22 protein-coding genes are annotated in these 22,404 nt (G+C 56.4%); 19 read left to right on the top strand and 3 right to left on the bottom strand.

Features of this window, described 5'->3' with window-relative positions; genetic code table 11:
- The first annotated feature begins 76 nt into the window (after positions 1–76).
- From Q0816_RS15235 to Q0816_RS15215, 5 genes are read left to right on the top strand one after another with little or no spacing between them, the layout of a single operon-like run.
- Positions 77–1,207 carry a substrate-binding domain-containing protein gene (locus Q0816_RS15235; RefSeq protein WP_298852069.1) on the top strand — a complete coding sequence of 377 codons (1,131 nt, stop codon included), beginning with the start codon at positions 77–79 and terminating at the stop codon, positions 1,205–1,207.
- Between the two features lie 6 nt (positions 1,208–1,213).
- On the top strand, positions 1,214–2,686 hold the full coding sequence (locus Q0816_RS15230) for a sugar ABC transporter ATP-binding protein (RefSeq protein WP_298852067.1): 1,473 nt from the start codon (positions 1,214–1,216) through the stop codon (positions 2,684–2,686).
- The gene (locus Q0816_RS15225) at positions 2,683–3,609 is read left to right on the top strand and encodes an ABC transporter permease (RefSeq protein ID WP_298852064.1); all 927 of its coding nucleotides are present in this window, start codon (positions 2,683–2,685) and stop codon (positions 3,607–3,609) included. Before Q0816_RS15230 ends, Q0816_RS15225 begins: the two co-directional genes overlap by 4 nt.
- A complete protein-coding gene (locus Q0816_RS15220) occupies positions 3,606–4,583 on the top strand; it encodes an ABC transporter permease (protein WP_298852062.1) in 978 nt (325 codons plus the stop codon). Before Q0816_RS15225 ends, Q0816_RS15220 begins: the two co-directional genes overlap by 4 nt.
- Positions 4,580–5,491, top strand: coding sequence for an SMP-30/gluconolactonase/LRE family protein (locus Q0816_RS15215; RefSeq protein WP_298852059.1), 912 nt, complete (start codon positions 4,580–4,582; stop codon positions 5,489–5,491). The genes Q0816_RS15220 and Q0816_RS15215 overlap by 4 nt, the downstream gene beginning before the upstream one ends.
- A 14-nt stretch (positions 5,492–5,505) precedes the next feature.
- On the opposite strand, the gene Q0816_RS15210 is transcribed toward Q0816_RS15215, so the two are convergent.
- Both Q0816_RS15210 and Q0816_RS15205 read right to left on the bottom strand, forming a co-directional pair.
- Positions 5,506–5,967: a hypothetical protein gene (locus Q0816_RS15210; protein ID WP_298852056.1), complete on the bottom strand. Its 462-nt coding sequence runs from the start codon at positions 5,965–5,967 to the stop codon at positions 5,506–5,508.
- Between the two features lie 80 nt (positions 5,968–6,047).
- A complete protein-coding gene (locus Q0816_RS15205; RefSeq protein ID WP_298852053.1) occupies positions 6,048–6,752 on the bottom strand; it encodes a helix-turn-helix transcriptional regulator in 705 nt (234 codons plus the stop codon).
- A 268-nt stretch (positions 6,753–7,020) separates the two neighbouring features.
- Between Q0816_RS15205 and Q0816_RS15200 the strand changes: the two genes are divergently transcribed.
- The 11 genes from Q0816_RS15200 (at position 7,021) to Q0816_RS15150 (ending at position 17,937) form a co-directional block, all read left to right on the top strand.
- Positions 7,021–7,821: a transporter substrate-binding domain-containing protein gene (locus Q0816_RS15200; RefSeq protein ID WP_298852051.1), complete on the top strand. Its 801-nt coding sequence runs from the start codon at positions 7,021–7,023 to the stop codon at positions 7,819–7,821.
- A gap of 72 nt (positions 7,822–7,893) precedes the next feature.
- The gene (locus Q0816_RS15195) at positions 7,894–8,556 is read left to right on the top strand and encodes an amino acid ABC transporter permease (protein ID WP_298852049.1); all 663 of its coding nucleotides are present in this window, start codon (positions 7,894–7,896) and stop codon (positions 8,554–8,556) included.
- Between the two features lie 11 nt (positions 8,557–8,567).
- On the top strand, positions 8,568–9,230 hold the full coding sequence (locus tag Q0816_RS15190) for an amino acid ABC transporter permease (RefSeq protein WP_298852048.1): 663 nt from the start codon (positions 8,568–8,570) through the stop codon (positions 9,228–9,230).
- A complete protein-coding gene (locus Q0816_RS15185) occupies positions 9,227–9,949 on the top strand; it encodes an amino acid ABC transporter ATP-binding protein (protein WP_298852046.1) in 723 nt (240 codons plus the stop codon). The genes Q0816_RS15190 and Q0816_RS15185 overlap by 4 nt, the downstream gene beginning before the upstream one ends.
- 40 nt (positions 9,950–9,989) lie before the next feature.
- A complete protein-coding gene (locus tag Q0816_RS15180; protein ID WP_298852044.1) occupies positions 9,990–10,949 on the top strand; it encodes a dihydrodipicolinate synthase family protein in 960 nt (319 codons plus the stop codon).
- Positions 10,940–11,872: a proline racemase family protein gene (locus tag Q0816_RS15175; protein WP_298852042.1), complete on the top strand. Its 933-nt coding sequence runs from the start codon at positions 10,940–10,942 to the stop codon at positions 11,870–11,872. The genes Q0816_RS15180 and Q0816_RS15175 overlap by 10 nt, the downstream gene beginning before the upstream one ends.
- 66 nt (positions 11,873–11,938) lie before the next feature.
- Entirely contained in the window at positions 11,939–13,189 is a 1,251-nt protein-coding gene (locus tag Q0816_RS15170; protein ID WP_298852039.1) for an FAD-binding oxidoreductase, read from the top strand.
- Positions 13,190–13,204: 15 nt separating this feature from the next.
- Positions 13,205–14,308, top strand: coding sequence for a cis-3-hydroxy-L-proline dehydratase (locus Q0816_RS15165; RefSeq protein WP_298852036.1), 1,104 nt, complete (start codon positions 13,205–13,207; stop codon positions 14,306–14,308).
- Between the two features lie 8 nt (positions 14,309–14,316).
- Positions 14,317–15,342, top strand: coding sequence for a proline racemase family protein (locus tag Q0816_RS15160; RefSeq protein WP_298852033.1), 1,026 nt, complete (start codon positions 14,317–14,319; stop codon positions 15,340–15,342).
- A gap of 327 nt (positions 15,343–15,669) precedes the next feature.
- Positions 15,670–16,350, top strand: coding sequence for a GntR family transcriptional regulator (locus tag Q0816_RS15155; RefSeq protein ID WP_298852030.1), 681 nt, complete (start codon positions 15,670–15,672; stop codon positions 16,348–16,350).
- Between the two features lie 72 nt (positions 16,351–16,422).
- Positions 16,423–17,937: an aldehyde dehydrogenase (NADP(+)) gene (locus Q0816_RS15150; RefSeq protein WP_298852028.1), complete on the top strand. Its 1,515-nt coding sequence runs from the start codon at positions 16,423–16,425 to the stop codon at positions 17,935–17,937.
- Positions 17,938–18,109: 172 nt separating this feature from the next.
- On the opposite strand, the gene Q0816_RS15145 is transcribed toward Q0816_RS15150, so the two are convergent.
- Positions 18,110–19,630 (bottom strand): winged helix-turn-helix domain-containing protein, encoded by a 1,521-nt coding sequence (locus tag Q0816_RS15145; protein ID WP_298852026.1) that lies wholly within the window; start codon positions 19,628–19,630, stop codon positions 18,110–18,112.
- 169 nt (positions 19,631–19,799) lie between these two features.
- Between Q0816_RS15145 and Q0816_RS15140 the strand changes: the two genes are divergently transcribed.
- From Q0816_RS15140 to Q0816_RS15130, 3 genes are all read left to right on the top strand, one after another.
- The gene (locus tag Q0816_RS15140; RefSeq protein WP_298852024.1) at positions 19,800–20,636 is read left to right on the top strand and encodes a class I SAM-dependent methyltransferase; all 837 of its coding nucleotides are present in this window, start codon (positions 19,800–19,802) and stop codon (positions 20,634–20,636) included.
- Between the two features lie 69 nt (positions 20,637–20,705).
- On the top strand, positions 20,706–21,272 hold the full coding sequence (locus Q0816_RS15135; RefSeq protein ID WP_298852022.1) for an OsmC family protein: 567 nt from the start codon (positions 20,706–20,708) through the stop codon (positions 21,270–21,272).
- A gap of 157 nt (positions 21,273–21,429) precedes the next feature.
- Positions 21,430–22,404, top strand: coding sequence for a LysR substrate-binding domain-containing protein (locus Q0816_RS15130; RefSeq protein WP_298852021.1), 975 nt, complete (start codon positions 21,430–21,432; stop codon positions 22,402–22,404).

The raw sequence follows: 22,404 nt of genomic DNA, 5'->3' as shown, positions 1-22,404 counted from the left end.
CAGGCGATGTCCATTATATAACCTGTCCGATCCAACTACCATGCGGATCACCGCAACGTATTTGCGGGAATCCGCAATGATTACGCGTGTCCTACTCTTACCTCATTGCATCGATCGGGGAATCCTTGCCGCGCCGACCCTGACGGGCTGGTGCATCATACGTGCGGCAATTGAGCCGCTTTGGGAGGAAAACATGACACTGAAGGCCATAATGCTCGGCGCGGCTACTGGGATCATCACGCTGACAGCCGCTGTTGCCGAAGCGGATACGTCGGATAAACGCATTGCATTATCGAATAACTATGCTGGTAACTCATGGCGACAGGCGATGCTGGAAAGCTGGCAAAAGAACGGGGATGCGGCGGTTGCCGAGGGCGTAGTTGCGGCGGCAGATGCGTTTACCACCTCGGAAAACCAGGCCACTGAACAGGCCGCGCAGATTCAGAACATGATCCTGCAGGGTTATGACGCCATCGTCATAAACGCAGCCTCTCCGACGGCGATCAACGGAGCGGTCAAGGCCGCCTGCGATGCCGGGATCACCGTGGTGTCGTTCGACGGCATCGTGCAGGAACCCTGCGCCTGGCGCATAGCGGTAGATTTCCAGCAGATGGGTCGCGAGCAGGTGAAGTATTTGGCCGAGCGCTATCCTGACGGCGGTAACCTGCTGGAAATCCGCGGGCTTGCTGGCGTGTTCGTCGACGACGAAATCAGCGCGGGTATTCATGACGAGGTCAAGAACAGCAATTTCGAAATCGTTGGTTCAGTCCATGGAGATTGGGCGCAGGATGTGGCGCAAAAAGCGGTTGCCGGTATCTTGCCCAGCTTGCCTGAGATCGTGGGCGTTGTAACCCAGGGCGGCGACGGTTATGGCGCGGCACAGGCCATCGGGGCCACGGATCGTTCGATGCCGACCATCGTGATGGGCAACCGTCAGGACGAATTGCAATGGTGGGCCGATGAACAGGCGTCCAACGGGTACGAGACCACATCCCTGTCGATTGCACCGGGCGTCAGCACGCTGGCCTTCTGGGTCGCGCAACAGATTCTGGATGGCAATGACGTACCCAAGGACCTAACCGTGCCATTCCTGAAAGTAACGCAGGACGATTTGGTCGAGGCACTGAAAACCACGCCCAAAGGCTCGGTCGCCAATGTGGAATACACACAGGATCAGGCCAAAGACGTGATCGCAACGGCCAAATAATCTGTGATGGATGACACCGAAATAGGCCCCGGCGCAGATCCAGCGCCGGTTGTCACGCTGGAACAGGTCCATATGTCGTTTGGGCCTGTTCATGCCTTGCAGGCAGCGTCGCTGATGATCAGCCCAGGCGTGTGCATTGGTCTGGTCGGGCATAACGGCGCCGGAAAGTCGACATTGGCCAATGTGATCAACGGGCGGCTGGCCCAAACGCAGGGTCAAGTGCAGTATCGCGGTGAAGACCCCGTGCAACGCAACAGCCAGAATGCGCATAATGCGGGTGTTCGCAGTGTGTTTCAGGAATTGTCGCTGTGCCCCAATCTCACGGTTCTGGAAAACCTGCGCATTCCTTACCGTACAATGCCACGCAGAAGCTGGCGGCGCGTAGCACGGCAAAAGATGCAAGATGCGTTGGATCTTGTCTTTCCCGGTCACAGCATCCGTCCACGCGCAACCGTGGGCGATCTGACTATTGCAGAACGCCAGATGGTCGAGATCGCAATTGCCTTCGCCGACCGCGACAGGGAACCCAGCCTTGTCATTCTGGACGAGCCGACTTCATCTTTGGACGCAGCCATCGCGCAGCAGCTATTGGATCATATCAAACGGTTCTGCAGTGCTGGCGGCGCGGTTCTGTTCATCTCGCATATGATGGGCGAGATATTTGAGGTCTCGACGCGCATAGTCGTTATGAAAGACGGTAAGATCGTCGAGGACCAAGCCGCTCAGGCCTTTACTCGCAGTTCCATTGTCGACGCGATGGGGCATGTCGCACCAGAAGCCGACACGGCCGACAATGGCTTGTCGCGACGAGAATTCGGCCCTGAAATCGTACGAGCGGCTAACGGATTGAACGCCCGTGCAGGCGAAATCGTGGGCCTCGCCGGTCTTGCCGGGCACGGGCAGGCCGAAGCTTTGGCCCGGCTTTTCTTCGATCACGCGCCAAAATGGAAACCCGCCCGCGAGCCGGAAGTGGTATTTGTCGCCGGTGACCGGGCTCGTGACGGGGTGATGCCGCTCTGGTCGATCCTGCGAAACCTGTCCTTGACGACCCTGCCCGAGTTCAGCCCCAGGGTGATGGTGGATCGTGGACGCGAAGCCAATCTGGTGCAAAGTTGGAAAGAGAAGATCGGTATCCGCACCGAAAATCTGTTGAACCCGATCCTGTCGTTGTCGGGGGGCAACCAGCAAAAGGTTTTGTTTGCCCGTGCATTGGCCTCGACGGCCCCAGTTGTGGTCATGGATGATCCGATGCGAGGCGTCGATGTCGGCACCAAGAAAGATGTCTATCAAATGATCCGGGACGAGGCTGCCCACGGGCGCTGCTTCCTGTGGTATTCAACCGAGACCGACGAGATCCTCGAATGCGACCGGGTCTTTGTGTTCCGCGCTGGACAAATTGCGGCGGAACTAACCGGTGATGAGATCACCGAGGAGAGCATATTGCATGCTTCGTTTGAAATGCAGGAGGCCGCCGAATGACCAGCGACCGTTTGCGTCTTTTGCTGCCTATGATGTCTCTGGCCGTCCTGCTTGGTGCCGTGTTCTACCTGCAGCCCCGCGCGATGAGCTATTTTGGCCTAAATCTGTTGTTCAATCTTGCGATCCCGGTGGCGCTGGCAACGATCGCGCAGATGATGATCATAATGGTCAACGATATCGATTTATCCGTCGGAACTTTCGTCAGCTTTTGCGCCTGTGTGACAGCGACCTTTGTGCATGATACCCCGCTGCTGGGCTATGCCATTTTGGCCACCGCAATCCTTGCCTATGCCGCACTTGGCGCACTGATCCAACTGCGCGGTCTACCGGCCATCGTCGTGACGCTTGGCATGTCCTTTGTCTGGGGCGGATTGGCTGTTCTGATCCTTCCTTCGCCCGGAGGTGCCTCACCCGAGTGGCTGAAAACCCTTATGGGCCTGAAGACACCTCTGATACCGATCGCAGTGATTGCACCTTTGGTCATTGCCCTTGTGGTGCATTTGCTGATCAAGCGGTCGTGGGTTGGAGTTATCCTCCAAGGCGTCGGAGGTAACGAACGCGCAATGGAACGCGCTGGCTGGTCCGTGGTCCGCCTGCGTGCGGCCGCCTATGGGCTGGCAGGTCTGTTCGGGGTTCTGGCAGGCATGTGTCTGGTCGGGTTGACCACAGCGGCAGATGCCAACATCGCCCTTCGTTATACTCTGTTATCCATTGCAGGTGTCATTCTTGGCGGCGGAGAGTTTGTCGGCGGGCGGATATCCCCATTTGGGGCCGTTATCGGCGCATTGACCCTAACCCTTGCGGCCAGCTTCCTGTCTTTCTTGCGCTTGTCGCCCGATTGGCAAATCGGCGCGCAAGGCGCGATCCTGATCCTTGTCTTGGCTGTACGACTCCTGTTTCTCCGCAAGGAGGCTGCGGCATGACCGACAAGACCGTCCTCACTCAAGCTCGTCCAAACCCTGCGCGTACCGTACTACAAAAACCATGGCTCTGGGCTTATCTCGCAGCGACGCTGACCTTTGCCGCCACCAGCATGATTGCCGGTTCAGATGCAGGATCGTTGTTCTACGCGGCCCTGACCTTCGCATCATTCTCGGCCATCGTCGGCATAGGACAGATGCTTGTGATCACGCTCGGCCCAGGCAACATTGATTTGTCGATCCCGGCCACAATGACACTGGCGGCTACGCTTGCCCTTAAATTCATGGATACACAGACGGCACTGATCCTGCCCGGGCTTCTGGTGGCTATCGGTGTCGGCATAGGCTGCGGGTTGGTGAACTTCATACTGATACTACTGCTGCGCATCCCGCCGATCATCGCCACATTATCAGCGTCATTCTTGTATCAGTCACTGGCGATCTGGTCGAACCGGGGCCTACGCATCAAACCGCCTGAATCATTGGCCGAGTTTGCGACCGGAGGTGCGTTGGGCATCCCCAATGTCGCCCTGGCGGGCATTATTCTGGCCACTGGAGCCTGGGTGTTGCTGGAACGCTCCATTGCCGGACGCTGGATTTCCGCCATTGGTCAAAACCTGCGCGCAGCAAGGCTGAGCGGCGTTCCTGTCAACGCAGTACGGTTCGGTATCTACGTCAACTCGGCCGTTTGCGCGGCGCTGACCGGATTTCTGCTGGCCAGTTTCTCGGGCGGGGCCAATCTGAATATGGGAACCGAATACATGCTGATGTCGATTGCGGTTGTGGTTATCGGCGGCTCGTCAATCGGCGGCGGCAATTCGAATGTCCCGGGCATCTGGGGGGCGGCGTTGTTCATGTTCCTGATCGTTTCGATGCTGAACTCTTACGGTCTGGGGGCCGGTATTCGCCTGATCCTGACAGGGCTGGTGATTGTTGGCGTGGTTACTCTGGCCAGCCGGAAAGGATATGACGCATGACGGGTTCACAGATATACGATATCATCCGCCCCGGTTTCCGTGACCTGATTCACAGCAATATCGGGCTGACACAAATCGCATCGGGTCTTGTCTGGACAGAAGGGCCGGTCTGGTTTCCCGCCCATGACATGTTGCTGTTTTCGGACATACCCCGCGCCCATATCTATAGCTGGACGCCCCATGGTGGGGTCAGCCTGTACCAGCAAAATTCGGATTACGCCAACGGCAACACGCGCGACCGGGAGGGGCGGTTGCTGACCTGCCAGCACGGCACACGGTCACTGGTGAGAACCGAACATGACGGCAGCCGAACCACCATTGCCCACAGCCACAATGGAAAACGATTGAATTCGCCCAATGATGTCGTGGTCCGTTCGGATGGTTCGATCTGGTTTTCCGATCCGACCTATGGAATTTTGTCCAATCTGGAGGGATACAAGGCGGATCAGGAGCAAGATGGACGTTTCGTCTACCGTGTGGAGCCTGACACCCATACTATCACTGCCGTTTCACGCGACTTCGTGCAACCGAACGGGTTGGCCTTTTCAGCAGATGAAACCCGGCTGATCGTAGCCGAATCCGGCAGCAGTCACGACCCGTCAGTGCCTTCGGTACTGCGCGGATATGACGTCTCACCAGACGGTCGATTAACGAACATGCACGATCTGGCCGAGATCGATCAGGGCCTGCCTGACGGGCTGCGCGTTGACGCGTACGACAATATCTGGTGTTCGGCTGCTGATGGCGTGCATGTGTTTTCCCCAACCGGCGAATTGCTGGGCAAAATTCTCGTGCCGGCCACTGTTTCCAACCTGACATTTGGGGGGCCAAGACGGAATATGTTGTTCATAACTGCAACGTCCTGCGTCTATTCCATCTTTGTGAACGTTTCAGGTGCCGTAGACTGAAACGATATGGGCGGTCATGATTTCAACCTATGTACATCGGTTCTATGAACCTCTGGCACCCAATCTTCGGCCGGAAGATTCCAGAATTTATTGGGGTTGTCCTCGTCCATCCCGGCCCGGTGCAAGGTGCGCAGCGCGGACCGGATCAAAATGACCGGTTCTTCATAAGGATGTTGAGCAAAAAGCGCTTCCGCTACGTCCTGAACATGCTTTTCGTCAGGAAGAAAGAACGAAAGCTCAACGCAGGGCACCGCAACTATTTGATCGGTCGCCGCGTTACGCCCTCCGGGCAAAGATCGAAAACGTTGAATGCCGACCTCAGTTTGGAATGAAACGCGGTCGTAATCTCCGTAGCCAAGCGCGGCTACAGGATAAACTGCCTGAAGCAGAGCTTTTGCATGCGGTTGCGGAACCTGCACGGAAATCTCGAAACCCTCTTCAAGGTCAAAGCGATTGGATTTGACTTGCATCATCATGGAGTCACCTTTCCTTTGGCAACACATGATCGGAGGCATAGGCCATCCGCCACATTAATCAGTTCGGTTCCGACCGAAGTTCAGGTGGCATCAACCTGACGGAACAGTGCGGTTCTGGAGATGCCAAAATACTGGTCGAAAGCGGCAAATCCTTTTGGTTCGATGTGCAAAACCCTGCCATGGCGCGGACGGGTCAACCATTTTTGTGACAGCGCATGATTGAGCAAACTGCTCCCAAGCGGGCCGGAGAAATGGTGGCGTCGTTCCGACCAGTCCAAACAGCATTTGACCAGAAGAAACGGCATGGTATCAGACAAAAACCCAATACGCCTCAGATGCTCGGTTCCGCTTTGGGTCACCGCTGCAGTCGCCCCTTCGACGGAAATCCATCCTCGGTCCATCAATCGCTTGGCCATTAAAACGCCAAGACGGCCGGCAATGTGATTATAACATGTCCGCGCGATCAATTCCGGCGGACATTGGCGGTTGCGACCCCGATACAGATGATCAGTGGGCGACAACGCTGACATCTGTTCAAGAGTTTCTGCAACCTCATCGCTAACGATGCGGTAATAGATACACCGGCCAGTTCTTTCGGCCGTGATCATACCAATATCCAATAACTTCGAAAGATGCTCACTTGCCGTGTTAGGAGCGATGCCCGCGACAGATGCAAGCTCTTTGCCTGTGTGCGACCTGCCATCCATAAGCTCACACAGGATGCGAACGCGGCTCGAGTCCGCAAGTGCGGCTCCGATGATATCAAGTCTTGGTTCAAACTGCATATCACAGCTTAACCGAAACTGGCCGTTTGGCACATGCTTCGTTGTTCGGTGATGACCGAACTGAATGGCGATTAGTGGTCAATGAAATCCAAGCGTAAGGGTCAGAAAACGATGTGAAACGCATGAATTGATGGTGCTTTGGAACAAGCGGTGATCTGGCTGGCACCTGCGAAAAAACATGCTCCGATAACAGTATCGAAAAAAATACTGGATGTTGGATCCAATATCCTCTACTCGTGCACGCATCGTTTGATTCAGGGAGGATCACATGTTCAAGAAAATCGTCGCGTTGGCGGCCTTCACTACTTTCACAGCAGTTCCAGCGATGGCGGACACGCTCGACGAGGTCGTGGATCGTGGCACTTTACGCTGTGGCGTTGTGCTGGATTTTCCGCCGATTGGTTATCGTGACGCCAATAACGAACCAGCAGGTTTTGACGTTGAGTACTGCAATGATCTGGCTGCGGCGCTTGAGGTTGAGACAGAGATCCTGCCGCTGACCTGGGCGGAACGCCTGCCTGTTATCGTGACCGGTCGTGCTGATGTCGTGTTCGGGGCAACCTCGGACAGCCTAGAACGGGCGCGGACTGTGGGCTTTACCATTCCCTATGCAATCTACTATGCGCAGGGCGTCGTGAACGCAGACAGCGGCATCGAAACCTTCGAAGATATCCGTGGCAAACGCGTGGCCGCCGCAATTGGAACCGTGCCCGAGCAGGAATGGCTAAAGATCGCTGCCGAATGGGGCGAAGAAGGCAATTATCAGGGTTACCAATCCGAAAATGAAGTGTTTCTGGCAGTTGCGCAGGGCAAGGCCGATATTGGCATCACCACCAACACCGCCGTTCTGCCAATCACCCAGCAGTATGAAACCGTGCTTGCCGGACCGCGTATGCCCTGGACCACCGATTACACCTCGGTCGTTGGTAAACGACAGGACGTCACCTGGCTGAACTTCCTGAACCTGTTCGTAACTCATCAAGTGCGTTCGGGCCGCTATCAGGAACTATGGGGCAAATATGTCGGCGGCGAAGCGCCCGAGCTGCGCATTCCCGGTGTGATGTACTGATCCCATCCCAAAACATCCTTTCGTCCGGTTTCATCCGGGCGAAGGGCTTAAGGGATATCGGAGGGGAAACCCGTGTTCGACTATAATTTCCACTGGCGACCGGTCATGAAAAACCTGCCGGACCTGCTTGAGGCGTCGCTGCTGACGTTGCAGGTTTCGGTGTTGGCTATGATCCTGGGCATCATCATCGGCCTGTGTCTGGCGCTGACGCGACTGCACCTGAAGGGGCCGCTGTACTGGTTCGCTTCGGCCTGGGTCGAACTGGCTCGCAATACACCTGCCCTGTTCCAGCTGTTCTTTTTCGGCTTTGGACTTGGCGCGTTCGGCCTGCACCTGTCGCCTTACTTCATCGTTCTGATGGGTTTGACTTTTAATTGCGCCGGGTATCTGGCCGAAAATTTTCGTGGAGGTTTTCAGGCCGTCCCCGAAACGCAGTTGCGCGCGTCGCGTTCGCTGGGCATGACCGCGTGGCAGGCTTATACCCGCGTGGTAATCCCGCAGGTGTTTCGCATCGTCTATCACCCGATCACCAACCAGATGGTCTGGGCCGTGCTGATGTCGTCTCTGGGTATGCTGGTCGGCTTCCGGGAACTGTCGGGAGAGACCCAGTTCTTTGCCTCGCGCACCTTCCGCATCTTTGAATATTTCGCCGTCACCGCAGTCATCTATTACGTGATCGTCAAAATTATCCTCGGAGCCTCACGCCTGCTGGCGGCCCGGCTCTTTCGCTACTGAGGGAGGCTTTGATGGAACCAACTGTCAGCTTTTTCAGCGGCTTCAATGTCAATGATCTGTGGTTTCTGGGCGAGGCCGCCCTGCGGACGCTCTGGATTTCAATGTTGTCAATTTCCATCGGAACGGTTCTTGGCGTGGTGTGCGGCTGGATCCTGTACGAAGGTAAACTGGCGGCAACCCTGACTCTTGCACCGTTTTTGGATATTTTTCGTTCGGTCCCGCTGATCATCCAACTGGTGTTGTTTTACAATTTTGCACCGATTGTCGGGCTTAATCTGGATCCGTTCGCCTCGGGTGTGGTGATCTTGTCGATCTATACGGCAGCGTTGGTTGCGAATGTCGCGCGCGGCGGGATCGAAGCGGTCGGCGCACCGATGCGACGTGCTGCGCGCAGTCTGGGCATGACCTATTGGCAGGATCTACGCTATGTCGTCTTCCCGATAGGCGGGCGCGCAGTGTTCCCGGCATGGGTTGGCGTAGCACTAGGCGTCATGAAGGACAGCGCGCTGGTCTCTGTGCTGGGCTATGTCGAATTGCTCAAAGCCAGCCAAATTCTGATCACCCGCACTCAGGAACCGTTCCTGATCCTGTCAATCGCAGGCGCGTTCTATTTCGCGCTCAGCTATCCGATTTCGCGCTACTCAGCGTCTCTTGAAAGAAGGTGGGCCCAATGATCGAAATTCGCGACCTGCACAAGTATTTCGGCGCGTTGCATGTGCTAAAAGGCATCGATCTGGATGTGCAGAACGGCGAGGTCCTGTCAGTGATCGGCGCGTCGGGTTCCGGCAAATCGACCCTTCTCTATTGCATCAACGGTCTGGAACCGATCCAGCAAGGCTCGGTCATTGTCGATGACACCGACGTTCATGCGAAGGGCACCGACATCAACAAGCTGCGTACAAAGCTGGGCATGGTGTTTCAGCAATGGAACAGTTTTCCCCACCTGACCGCACTGGAAAACGTTGCTCTGGCGCCTAAGATCGTCAAAGGAAAGTCCAAGGCCGAAGCTCGCGACATCGCCGCCAAGCAGCTGATCCATGTTGGCTTGGGCGAAAAGCTGGATGTCTACCCTTCGGCCCTTTCGGGTGGCCAACAGCAGCGTCTGGCCATCGCCCGCGCGCTGGCGATGGAGCCCGAATACATGCTGTTTGACGAGGCGACCTCGGCGCTGGACCCAGAGCTTGTGGGCGAGGTTCTCGACACCATGCGCCTTTTGGCCGAAGAGGGCATGACCATGATCTGTGTCACGCACGAGATGGGCTTTGCCCGCGATGTATCCGACCGGGTTGCTTTTTTCCATCAGGGTGTGATGGAAGAGATTGGTCCGCCCGGGCAGATATTCGGCGATGCACAGTCCGAACACACACGCAAATTCCTGGCCAATGTGCGCTAAGCATCTCGGCCCACCTGAAACACTGAGGAAGGTTATCTTCATGTCCAAGAATATCTTTACCGGCACCATGCCAGCCCTGATGACACCGTGCAAAGCCGACCGGACACCGGATTTCGATGCTTTGGTAAAAAAAGGTAAAGAAATGATCGCGGCAGGTATGTCCGCTGTTGTTTATTGCGGTTCGATGGGCGACTGGCCGTTGCTGTCGGATGCCGAACGCATGGAAGGCGTCGAGCGTTTGATCGATGCAGGCCTGCCTGTTGTCGTCGGCACCGGTGCGATAAACTCGAAATCCGCCGTGGCGCTGGCCGCGCATGCGCAAAAGGTTGGCGCGGCAGGGCTTATGGTGATCCCGCGTGTGCTGTCTCGCGGATCGTCCATCGGGGCACAACGCAACCACTTCAAGGCGATCCTATCAGCTGCGCCGGACATCCCGGCTATCATTTACAACAGCCCGGTTTACGGTTTCGCCACCCGTGCCGATTTGTTCCTGGAATTGCGTTCAGATCATCCGAATCTGGTTGGGTTCAAGGAATTCGGCGGCAAAAGCGATCTGCGCTATGCGGCAGAACACATCACCTCGAAAGACGATCAGGTTACACTGATGGTCGGCGTGGACACCGAGGTTTATCATGGCTTTGTCAATTGCGGCGCCACCGGCTCGATCACCGGTATTGGTACCGCCTTGCCCAAAGAGGCTCTTCTGCTCGCGGCTTTGTGTCAAAAGGCAGCGGCAGGCCACGCCGAAGCCCGCCTGCGTGCACGCGAGCTTGAAGAAGCCTTTGGCGTGTTGGCCAGCTTTGACGAAGGCGCCGATCTGGTGCTGTATTACAAACACCTGCTGGTTCTGAACGGCGAAGAGGAATACCGCTTGCACTTCAACGAAACCGACGAGTTGACAGATGCGCAGCGCAACTATTGCGAACAGCAATACAGCCTGTTCCGCACCTGGTTCACCAATTGGTCCAGCCAGGGTGGGGTCATAGCTGAATGCGTGTGATCGACAGCCATACCGGGGGAATGCCCACGCGGGTGATCCTCGACGGCGGCCCCGATCTGGGGTCGGGCCCGTTGGCCGAGCGTGCACATCGCTTCGCCACCGAGCATGAGGCGTTCTACAAGTCGGTTCTGCTGGAGCCGCGTGGCCAACCCGGCATGGTTGGTGCGCTTCTGGTCGCACCCGAAGATTCAGAATGCGAGACCGGCGTGATTTATTTCGACGCGGATGCAGTTCTAGGCATGTGCGGACATGGCACCATCGGTCTGGGGGTCACTCTGGCGCATCTGGGCCGGATCGGACCGGGTACGCACAAAGTCGAAACCCCGGCTGGTGTCATCTCGGTGGACCTGCTGGATGCCAATACTGTGCGCGTTACCAATATCGAAAGCCGCCGGGTAAAGGCTTCTGTATCGGTCGATGTCGAAGCCCATGGGAAAGTGACTGGCGATCTGGCCTATGGTGGCAACTGGTTCTTCATTGTCGATCCCAGTCCGATAGCAGTTGATCCCTGCAATATCCGTGCCTTGACCGATCTGACTATTGCCATCCGCGAAGCGTGTATCGCTCAGGACGTGCTGGGTGAAAACGGGGAACCGGTGGATCACGTGATCCTGCAGGATCAATCCCATAACAAAAACGTTCATAGCCGAAACTTTGTTCTGTGCCCGGACGATCAATATGACCGATCCCCATGCGGAACCGGCAGCTCGGCGCGTCTGGCGTGTCTGGCGGCGGATGGAGTATTGGCCTCGGGGGAAGAGATCGTGCAGGAAAGCGTGATCGGCAGCCCTTACCGGTTGAGCTATCAGCCCGGCCTCAATGGTGGTGTTATTCCAACCTTGACCGGGCAGGCACATATCATGGCCGAAGGGAAATTGATTTTCGCGCAGAACGATCCGTTCCGCCACGGGATTATTCTTTGACATAATGACTGGGGACCGGCGCAATCCGGCCCTAGGAACTGAACCACAATCTGAGAACATCTGGCCATGCCGCAAGACACCCGAACGGATATTGTTGTGATCGGCGCTGGCATCATCGGGATCAGCACCGCGCTGGAATTGCAAAAGCGCGGCAGGCAGGTGCTGGTTCTGGATCGCGAAGGCATCGGCGCCGGGGCCTCGAAAGGCAACGCCGGAGCATTTGCCTTTGCAGATATCGTGCCTTTAGCCACACCGGGGATCATGCGTAAGGCCCCGAAATGGCTGCTTGATCCGCTGGGGCCGCTTTCAGTTCCACCCTCTTACGCATTGAACATCGCGCCGTGGATGCTGCGGTTCTGGCGGGCTAGTTGGCGGGATCGCTATGGTGCCGCGCTGTCTGCGCAGGCCGCGCTGATGGATCACAGCCGCGCTGCGCTTGAGCGACAGATCACGGATGTGGATGGCGAAGCGCTGATGCAGCGCGAAGGCCAATTGCAATTGTTCGAGAGTGAAAGCGAATTCTGCGCCAGTCTGCCCAAATGGGACCTGCTCAACGATCATGGCATCCCCTTTGATCTGCTGGACGGCCCCGACGCGATTGCCGAAATTCAGCCTGGACTTCACCGGAGATTTACCCATGCAGGTTTTACGCCCAGTTGGACGAACACAGTAGATCCGGCCCGCTGGACCAGCTATCTGGCCGAGCAATTCTCCGCACGCGGGGGACGGATCGAGATCGCTGAGATTACCGAGCTTACACCGACCGATTTGGGTGTACACCTTGCCACCACCATTGGTGAAGTTGCTGCCGGACAAGTGGTCGTGGCTGCCGGAGCCTGGTCTCACCAATTGACGAAAATCCTAGGCGATCACATCCCGCTTGAGACAGAGCGCGGCTATAACACCACTCTGCCCGAAGGGGCCTTTGACCTGCGCACCCATCTGACATTTGGAGGGCACGGGTTTGTGGTGACGAAGATCAACGGCGGTGTGCGCATCGGCGGTGCGGTCGAACTGGGGGGCCTGAAACTGGCTCCCAATTTCAAGCGCGCCGATACCTTGCTGGCCAAGGCCGGGCGTTTCATGCCTGACCTCAACCTTGAAGGTGGCACACAATGGATGGGCTTTCGCCCTTCGCTGCCTGACAGCCTGCCGGTGATCGACCGCTCGGCCCGCGCGCCGCAGGTTCTTTATGCCTTTGGGCATGGCCATCTGGGTTTGACTCAATCCGCAGGCACGGCAGACCTGATCGCCGATCTGATCACAGACACCAAGCCGACACTCGACATGACACCCTATGCATCTACCCGTTTTTGATCTGGAGAACACCGCATGAAAATCACCGCATTGAATGTATACCAGGTGGATCTGCCGCTGAAAGAAGGCCGCTATAGCTGGTCCAATGGCAACTATGTCGAAGTATTCGACAGCACCGTTCTGGAAATCATCACTGACGAGGGTCTGAAAGGCTATGCCGAGTGTTGTCCGCTGGGATCGGCCTACCTTCCTTCGTTCGCGCTTGGCGTTCGGGCGGGACTGGCGGAACTTGCCCTGCATCTGATCGGGCAGGATCCGCTAAATATCGGTCAGATCAATCGCACGATGGATGCAGCCCTGCGCGGCCATCCTTATGCCAAAGCACCGGTTGATATTGCCTGTTGGGATCTGCTGGGCAAAGCCACGGGCCAACCGCTTTACACGCTGCTGGGTGGCGGCGCGCAGGATGATGTGGCGCTCTACCGTGCGATCAGTCAGGAAGCGCCCGAAATCATGGCGAAGAAGATCGAAGGCTACGCGGCTGAAGGATACACCAAGTTCCAACTCAAGGTAGGCGGTGAGGCCAATGACGATATCGACCGTATTCACGCCACCCGAGCGGTTCTGAAAAAGACCGACCTGCTGGTGGCAGATGCCAATACCGGCTGGACCCGGCACGAGGCTGCCCGCGTGGTGGGCGCAATCTCGGGTCTGGATGTCTATGTGGAACAGCCCTGCCTGACCTATGAGGAATGCGTCTCGATCCGTCGCCGCACCGCGCTGCCGTTTGTGATGGACGAGGTGATCGACACGCCCAACACGCTGGTTCGCGGTATTGCCGAAGACGCGATGGATGTGATCAACCTCAAAATCTCCAAGGTGGGCGGTTTGACCAAGGCGCGGCTTATGCGGGATTTGTGCGTGTCACATGGTATCCCGATGACCATCGAAGACACCTGGGGTGGCGACATCACCACAGCCGCCATCGCCCATCTGGCTCGGTCGACACCGTCCGAGTTCACGTTCTCGGCCACCGATTTCAACTCCTATGGCACGGTTGACATCGCCGAGGGCGCACCAGAGCGAGTGAATGGCCGGATGACCGCCTCGGATCGGCCCGGTCTGGGCATCACACCGATACTCGACACGCTGGGCGCGCCTGTCGCACAATATAGCTGAGGGACAAAATGCGCAGCAGCAAAACCGTACATGTGATTTCGGCCCACGCCGAAGGTGAAGTCGGGGACGTCATCGTCGGGGGCGTCGCTCCACCGCCAGGCGACACCCTCTGGGCACAGCGTAGTTTCATTGCACAGGACCAGACCCTGCGCAACTTTGTGCTGAACGAACCGCGCGGCGGTGTGTTCCGGCATGTCAATCTTCTGGTGCCACCCAAAAACCCTAAGGCAGACGCAGCCTGGATCATCATGGAGCCAGAAGACACGCCGCCCATGTCCGGCTCAAATTCGATCTGTGTTTCAACCGTGTTGCTGGATGGTGGGATCATTCCAATGCAAGAGCCTGAAACCCATATGGTGCTTGAGGCTCCAGGCGGATTGGTCCGGGTGCGGGCGGAATGCCGGGACGGCAAGGCACAACGCATCTTTGTACAGAACTTGCCCAGTTTCGCCGACAAGCTGTCAGTCCCGCTCGAAGTGGCGGGCGTTGGCACGTTCACGGTTGATACCGCCTATGGCGGTGACAGTTTCGTTGTCGTCGATGCTCAGGCACTCGGGTTCGAAATCGTCGAACATGAGGCACGCGATATAGCCCGGTTGGGGGTAAAGATCACAAACGCAGCCAATGAGCAGCTTGGGTTCTCGCATCCCGAAAACACGGATTGGGATCACATTTCCTTTTGTGCATTCTCCGGGCCACTGAGTGAAACACAAACCGGGCTAGCCAGTAAATCCGCCGTGGCGATCCAGCCGGGCAAGGTAGACCGCTCACCGACGGGTACAGCAGTGTCAGCCCGCATGGCGCTGATGGCGGCAAAAGGGTTGATGCAACCCGGCCAAACCTTCGAGGCTGTCTCGATCATCGGATCGCGGTTCGCTGGCCGGATTGTTGACACTGCGCAAGTGGGTGACCGCGCGGCGATCATTCCAGAAATCAGCGGTCGTGGCTGGATTACTGGCATTCATCAGCATATGTTGGATCCTGACGACCCATGGCCGGGTGGATATCGTTTGTCGGACACCTGGGGTGTCTGAATGCGGCTATCGCGCAATTTTCTAACATGCATGGGATCTGCAACGCCTTAAGATTCACGGCAAGGTATTGGTAATTTGAGTTTAATTTAGCGTGATGGCAAACCTTGTCGGACACCTTCAACACTTACAAGTTTGGACGGTTGATCTTGTTTCGGACCTGATGACCTACCCTTTCAAAGTAGTGGACTTGAAACATCCTGGATGTTGGAATCATCATCAGATTTAGACTTTTTCAGCTCTTCCATATGAATCGAAGTCTAAGTTCGGCTTGGAAAGGCCACTGAAAATGGGTAATTGTATCCAAAAAACCGTGGCGGGAAATTGGAAATGGCAGGAAAACGCGCAATCGCAAAGCAAAGCTTACCAGACGTTATCGCGAATGACCTGCGTGAGCGTATCCTGAGCGGCGAGCTTGCCGAAGGTGAGACGATCCGACAGGAAGCGCTGGCCGAGGAATATGATGTCTCGCGCATGCCAATCCGCGAAGCGCTGAAGCGTCTGAATGCAGAAGGTCTGGTTCAATGGGCCAACAACCGCGGCGGTTCCGTTACCAAACATTCCCTCGACGAAATCGGCGAGATTTTTGATCTTCGTATCCTGATCGAAGTGGACCTGTTCCGCCGGGCCATCCCGAATATGGGCCCCAATGATTTTGCACGTTGCGATGAAATTCTGACACAGATGGAGGCGTCATACGATGAAAATGACGTCGGCAAGTGGGGGATATTGAATTATCAGTATCACTCGGCGCTTTACGCGGCCTCACGGCGGAAGCTGACCAATGAACTCCTGGATCGCGTCAACCTGCAATCGGATCGCTATGTACGGATGCACCTGAGTGTGATGAAACAGCGTGAGCCTGCAAAGAAAGAGCATCGCGACCTGCTGCGGTTAGCCCAGGAGGGTAAGGGGGATGAGGCAAGCGAGGTCTTGCTGCGGCATATCCGGCGGACCAAAGAACAGCTTCTGGAAATGATTGCCTCGAAACGGGTGGCAGAGGATTCCTGACGTAGGTCTTGTAAGTTTGGTCATTTTGGATACATTATCCAGAAACTGAACATCCACATATACGAGGCCCAAATGATCTTCACTCCGCATGGCAAACACCTGATCGCCGGCAACTGGCTGGCAGGCGACGAATTCTTTACGTCGCAACCCGCGCAAGGGCCGTCTCATGACTTCTCAAAAGGTCGTATTACCGACGTCGATGCCGCCGTGCAGGCCGCAGAGGAGGCATTCTGGAGTTATGGCTATTCCACCCGGGAAGAACGTGCGGCATTCCTGAACGCGATCGCCGACGAGATAGAGGCACGCGCCGATGCGATCACCGAGATCGGCACACAGGAAACCGGCCTGCCCGAAGCTCGGCTGCAAGGAGAGCGGGGCCGAACCTCGGGACAACTAAGGCTGTTTGCAACGCATATCCTCAGCGGAGAGTATCTTGACCGACGCCATGACGGCGCGCTGCCGGATCGTGCGCCCCTGCCCCGCCCCGATCTGAAAATGATCCAGCGCCCGATTGGCCCGGTTGCGGTGTTCGGCGCCTCAAATTTCCCGCTGGCGTTTTCAACCGCCGGGGGCGACACCGCCGCGGCGCTGGCCGCAGGCTGCCCAGTTGTCGTCAAGGGCCACAGCGCCCACCCGGGCACCGGCGAGATCATAGCCGAAGCAATATACGCCGCCGCCCAGCGCTGCGACGTGCATCCTGGTGTGTTCAGCTTGATACAGGGCGGTGACCGCGCAGTGGGATCAGCCTTGGTGCAACACCCACTGATCAAGGCCGTTGGTTTCACCGGGTCGCTTGCCGGGGGCCGTGCTCTTTTCGATCTATGCGCAGCCCGCCCCGAACCGATCCCGTTTTTCGGTGAGCTTGGATCCGTCAATCCGATGTTCATTCTGGATGCTGCGTTGACAAACCGAGGCGAGGAACTGGCCAAAGGCTGGGCCGGGTCGCTGTCAATGGGCGCGGGGCAATTCTGCACTAATCCGGGCGTTGCAGTGATGCTGGCAGGAGAGGCAGCAGACCGTTTCGCCGGCACCACACAGACCGCGTTGACCGAGGTTCCAGCGCAGACCATGCTGACCGACGGTATCGCTGAAGCCTATCGTCATGGTAAGGCGCGGGTTGCGGAAACCGCTGGCGTTCAGGAGGTTCTGACTTCGATGTGCGATCAACGCAACGCAACCCCCTACCTGTACCAAACCAGCGCAGCGACATGGCTAGCAAACGAAACCCTCGCTGAAGAGGTGTTTGGTCCATTGGGAATCATTGTGACCGCCGAGACACCAGACGAAATGCGCGAAGTCGCGCGCAGCCTGCATGGCCAGTTGACCTGCACCCTGCATATGGATGACGACGACATGGATACGGCACGATCCTTGCTTCCGATCCTAGAACGCAAAGCCGGGCGCGTGTTGGCCAATGGGTTCCCAACCGGGGTCGAGGTATGTGACAGCATGGTACATGGCGGCCCATACCCGGCTTCGACCAATTTTGGTGCAACATCTGTTGGTACATTGTCGATACGCCGTTTCCTGCGACCTGTCTGTTATCAAAACCTGCCTGACGCTTTGCTGCCGGAACAATTCTCCTAAAGCGTTCTGGGAAACACTGAGTCTCCAATACCTCATGAGCGTAAAGCACAGCAGGTATTGGCGGTTCAAGTTTTCACGATAGGATATAGCTTCCGAAAGGATGACAAATGACAGTGGTTGGTCAGAAGAAACTCACTGATTGGCGCAAGTGCCTGTGTTGTCAGTTCTGTAGTTAAGACGACAGTCTTGCGCTTTCCAGCAACGGCTCTAAGCGCAAAGCAAACCCCTTCCCTACCAGAGATTTCAGCTCACGTTCCGATAAGTCTGGGCGGATTTTCAGAGCTGAAATCAAGGCTTGGCGGGCTAGTTCCATTTGGTTCCCGCAAACTTGAACAACAGCATCTATGACACATGGGATGTGATTTCCAGAATCGGCGTGGCGTGCTTTCTCGATCTCTGTTGCGGCTTGTTCCGTATCGCCGACCAGTAAGGCAGACATGGCGAGCGCCGATCCCCAAACCGCCCGCCGTGAGTCCATTGGGCTGGCCGCTATTCCAGCCTTCAGGTCAGCATTCGCTTCGGCAAACCGGCCTGCAAGTAAATAGACGGTCCCCAACGCCGTTCTGGCCTGCGCGTTATCAGGATTCAGGTCCAGAGCATGCCGAAGGATCGGAATGGCCCGGTCACGCTCACCAATGTCGGCAAGCGCACATCCGGTCATGCCCAGAATTGTCGAATCCAACCCATCCAGTTCCATTGCACGGTCCGCGGCTTGTATGACCGTCGGGAACAATGTGTCACGATCTGCCAGTATTCCAACCCTGTGACCCAATCCCAGCACCAGGGCGAGATACGCATGCGCAAGGGCCAGATCCGGCTCAAGCTTCAAAGCCTCAGAAAGTAGACGTGCAGCCTCTTCGAAAGCTGACCTGTTCCATCCTTTCAGCGAAAGCACTCCGGTCGCCTGCAAAGTAAGGGAGCGGGCAGAGCCGCCACCGCCATTCAAAGACAAGTCCTGCATCATAGCCCGAACAAGCTGGGGTTCCAGCAACGGCACAAGGGCCTCCAGCAAATTGTCGACCAAGCCCAAGCCATCCGGGTATTCGATCCGACGCGCCCACAGGTGATGTCCGCTCTGCGCTTCGATCAGCTGAAAATTGGCGCGGACCCCAGCAGCAATACGCTGAAAACTGCCCTCAAGCATGTACCAGACACCAAACCGTTTACGCATCGCTGCGAAGTCGATGTCCTGCTCTTTCAACGTAAAGCTTGCTGTTCTTGAAACGATAGACAACAGCGGTATCCGGGTCAAAACGGTGGTCAATGTCTCAACAAGATTATCCGCCGCAGCTTGCAAGGTCGGATCACAATCGAAGACCTGCAATGGAAGGATGATCAATGATGGAAGATCATTAACTCCTCTGCGCACGGACGGGGGCGTGATCGGTTGCGTGTCAAGCGCGCTCACAAATCGGAAGCCACGACCATGTACTGTTTTTATCAAAGCCTGCGCTTTGCCGTCGTCGCCTATGGCCCGTCGCGCGCTTTTCAGACAAGTCGAAATCGCGGCCTCGGAAACGATGCGCCCGTTCCACAGTTTCTCGATGATCTCATCGCGGCCAACAACCCGATCTCTATTTTCGATCAGAAGGCACAATAACTCCAACGCGCGCGGTTCAGCTTTTACCGGCTGCCCCTCACGACGTAATTCAAACGCCCCTGTATCAAGTTCGAATTCTCCGAAGCGGAACATGCTGTGATCCCCGGAATTCGCGATCATTCCAACACGCTAGCGCAGCATCTCAACGTTTCCAAGCAATCCTCATGAATTCCTCAAACCGACCTCAAGCACGATCTCGGAGCTGGAGGTACATCTTTTCCCATCAGCGGGCCCGGCCTGCTTCACGCCAAGGAGAAGATCAATGAACACATCGATGACCCCAACCAAAACGGTCGGAACACCTGACTTTGTCGCGATCAAAGCCAAACAGAACGCTGCCTGGAGCTCTGGCGATTACGCCAGAATCGGAACCACGTTGCAGATCGTGGGTGAAACCCTGGCAGAAGCGATGGACCTCGCACCATCGACACAGGTGCTGGACGTCGCCGCTGGAAACGGCAATTCGACACTGGCATTTGCGCGCCGCTGGTGCGATGTAACCTCTACCGATTATGTACCAGCCCTACTCGAACGCGGGCGCGACAGGGCAGAGGCTGAAGGCCATTCCGTTACCTTTCGCCAGGCCGATGCTGAAGCGCTGCCCTTTCCCGACGGCAGCTTTGACGCGGTGGTATCGACCTTTGGCGTTATGTTCACTCCGGATCAGAAAACGGCAGCGAGTGAACTTGAGCGCGTGACTCGATCTGGTGGGAAGATTGGCCTAGCCAACTGGACCGCATCCGGTTTCATTGGTCTGCTTTTCAAGACACTGGGTGGCCATGTCGCTCCGCCTGCAGGTGTGAATTCACCCGCACAATGGGGGGATACGGAATGGATCACCGATACATTCGAAGGCACAAACCAGATTTCTATTAACAAACGCAGTTTCGCGTTCCGCTACCGTTCACCAGCTCATTTTGTCGATGTATTTCGTACCTGGTACGGACCTGTTCACAAAGCCTTTCTGGCACTGGACAGTACAGGCAAAGCCGCGCTGGAGGCGGATATTCTTACCCTGATCGACCGGATGAATACCGCCACCGACGGATCAATGTGCGTCCCTGCAGAATACGCCGAAATCATCATCGACAAGACGTGAACCACTCGTCGAAGTGCGGTGCCTTGATCAAAGGCACCCACTGAAACATTCCAAACAAGGATCAGGAATATGGCTACTCAGACTCTTCAAACCGACGTGGCGCTACTTGACGGTGCAAGCATCGCATCGCGCCAGCAGCCGCTGCGCGCGCTGTATCATCAGGCACCTGAAAACGCTCAGATCTCGGACCACGCCGCCACAGGTTCTCGGGAAATCGCGGCAGATAATCCACTTTATACATCCGTCACCGTCGGAACCGGACTGCCGACGGACCTGAAGATCGGAGTTCACAAGGCCGTTGGCGGCGAAAGCGATTACCCTGTGCCCGGTAAGATCTTTGCCGCCGCCATCGCAAGCTGTCTGGACAGCGCGACCAGAATGATTGCCAACCTTCTTGGCATATCGCTTACAAAGCTGGAAGTACGTGTTTCTGTCCACGTCGACGTACGCGGAACGTTGATGGTCGACAAAAGCGTTCCGGTTGGGTTTCAGGCGGTTGATGTTTCCATCGACATCGAGGGCGCTAAGGGTGTTTCGCAAGATCAGATAGATCATCTTCTGAAACTTGCCGAAAGATCCTGTGTTGTCTTGCAAACACTGCAGGCGCCGCCCGAAATTCGGGTCAAAAAGAGATAGAGGTGTACAGACGACGTGCGCAGCCGGGCTGCTACAATAGTTTGTTCGCACGAATTGCGAAAAGCCGGACCAACGCAGTTGCCCCAAGCCAGTCTATTGACTGTCAGATGGTTTTGCTTACCGTCTGCCAAACAAATCCTTATGCGACGGATACTTCATGAGCCGCAGCCTGAAATCCAAACTCGACCGTCTTGGACCGAGCGCCCTTTCAAAGCTGGAAGCAGTCGGCTTTGACAGCAATCGGATGCGGCGTAGCCTTCCACCATTGCAAACTCTGGTAGCATTCGAAGCCGCCGCCCGATTGAACAGCTTCACACTCGCTGGGACCGAACTCAACCTAACGCAACCTGCGATCAGTCAGCAGGTTAAGTTGCTGGAGTATCGGTTAGGGGTGCCCTTGTTCCGTCGCAGCAACAACCAGATCATTCTGACTGAGCAGGGTGAACAATTTTCCGAAGCAGTTGGCATGATGCTCAACGCTCTCAGCGAAAGCGTCCATAATCTGCGACCGGACGGAGGACGCACGACCCTGACAGTCAGCTTGCTGCCTTCTTTCGCCTCAACCTGGTTTGCCACACGGTCCGGCCGGTTTATTCTGGATAACCCTCAAATCGATCTGATCGCCCTTTCTACTGTTGCATGCACCGGGTTCGGCCAGGAAGGTGCCGATGTCGCCATCCGTTGGGGGCCCGGCGGCACCGAGGACCTTTACGAAGAAATACTACTGGACGAACACCATATGCTGGTGGCCTCAACCGAGCTGGCATCCGCACTGGGTCCGGCACCTTCGATTGAGGACCTTAAACGCTATCCCTTCGTGCACGATACCAATTACAGTGAATGGCAAAAGGTTATTGAGGGCAACGGCGGGGATCCTGATGATTTTCGGGAGGGACTGTACTTTGGCGACGCTGCAGCGACTTTGACAGCTATTGCAGCGGGGCATGGCGCCGGTGTCGTGCGTGATGTCGTGGCCTCTCATCTTCTGGCTAGCGGGCAAATCGCACGTTTGCCGTTCAAATCCGTGAAAGGGCCCCATTCCTATTTCTTTTTGTGCCCCAACAGGCGACTGAAACAGGCACGCGTACAAGCCTTTCTTCAATGGTTGCGATCTGAAGCGGCGACCTCATAA

The organism is uncultured Ruegeria sp., assembly GCF_947497005.1.
Lineage (GTDB): Bacteria > Pseudomonadota > Alphaproteobacteria > Rhodobacterales > Rhodobacteraceae > Ruegeria.
The sequence above is the reverse complement of the archived record's forward strand: the minus strand, read 5'-3'. Positions and strand labels throughout refer to the sequence as shown.